The sequence below is a fragment of the Planctobacterium sp. R6 genome (assembly GCF_055755215.1).
In genome coordinates this window covers 1-1,317 of the sequence record NZ_JBVTQY010000093.1, presented here as the reverse complement: position 1 = coordinate 1,317, position 1,317 = coordinate 1, and the positions used below count along the sequence as shown (strand labels likewise).

The following is a 1,317-nucleotide window of genomic DNA, read 5'->3' as shown; positions in this document are numbered from 1 at the left end:
TTAATTAGATGGTCCGCCTCACCTCTAAGCTAGTCTTAGAGTTAGGCAATCAAAGAGGCGAACCATCATGTCTACTATTAAAGTTCTTGGTATCGATTTAGGCAAATCATGTTTCCACGTGATTGGCCGTGACTTCTCTGATAACCAAGTCATCCGTAAAAAGTTTTCCCGCTCTGCATTACTCAATTATCTTTACCAGTTAACGCCATGCATAATCGCTTTTGAAGCGTGTGGTGGTGCACATTGGCTTGGCAGGCAGTGTGAGTCGATGGGACATACAGTCAGACTTATCCCTCCGCAATATGTAAAGCCCTTCGTTAAAAGTAATAAGAATGATTTCATTGATGCAGAGGCAATCTGCGAAGCATCAACAAGACCTAAGATGCGCTTTGTCAGTGTAAAATCAGAAGAGGCTCAGGTCATTTCAGCTATTCATAGAGCAAGGCACGGGTATATCAAGGACCGAACAGCCTGTATGTCGCGTATAGGCTCGTTACTGCTGGAATTCGGTGTGGCGCTTCCAACTGGTCATAGCATTATGAAGCAACTGTTTAACTGGCTTGCGCAGCAGCGGCAGGTATTGCCAAGGTTACTTATGCAAGAGCTTATGGAGCTGCACGAATATTACCTCTTTCTTAATGACAACATCGAGAAACAAGATAAAAAGTTAAAGCAACTGGTTGAAGCCAACCCGATAGGTCAGCTTTTGAAAACCATTCCCGGTATTGGTGACATGACCGCCAGCCTTTGTATTGCGAACATCAGTAGTGCCACGGATTTCACAAGTGGAAGAAATATGGCTGCATGGTTAGGGCTGGTTCCTGCGCAGTACTCGACTGGCGGTAAATCCAGGCTGCTGGGGATAAGCAAGAGGGGTAATAAAGAACTTCGAACCTTATTTATTCATGCAGCCAGGGCGGTCATGTCAAGACCGGATAAGACAGGAAAGATTTATGGTGAGTGGTTGATGAATTTACGCGCCACCAAGCCATTTAATGTTGTGACCGTCGCATTGGCTAATAAGCTTGCCCGAATCGCATGGGCGGTCATGAAGACGAAGCAGGCGTTTAACAGCAACGCGTTAGCACCGGGTTTGCAATGATAAAAGTGATGACGAAAACGGTAGAACCACTGGATTAAAACCTGACACAAAAAATAGCTCACAGAAGCTTCCGGTTTTTTTGAGGATAATCCAGCGCGGATCTCATCGTGGAGCGGGTTGCGAAAGCGCCTAATCAGACTCCGAATACATTAGCGCACAACCAACCCCGTTATTGAAATTTATTGTTGCAATAACGAGGCGGACCATACATTTTT

1 protein-coding gene is annotated in these 1,317 nt (G+C 45.3%); it reads left to right on the top strand.

All coding sequences use genetic code 11. From position 1 onward, the window contains the following. Nucleotides 1–67: 67 nt before the first annotated feature. Entirely contained in the window at nucleotides 68–1,102 is a 1,035-nt protein-coding gene (locus AC0J20_RS23275; RefSeq protein WP_473023595.1) for an IS110 family RNA-guided transposase, read from the top strand. Nucleotides 1,103–1,317 lie beyond the last annotated feature (215 nt).

What these genes read in the sequence shown, in the direction of transcription:
- AC0J20_RS23275 (WP_473023595.1), top strand. Translation starts at nt 68, where the DNA reads ATGTCTACTATTAAAGTTCTTGGTATCGATTTAGGCAAATCATGTTTC.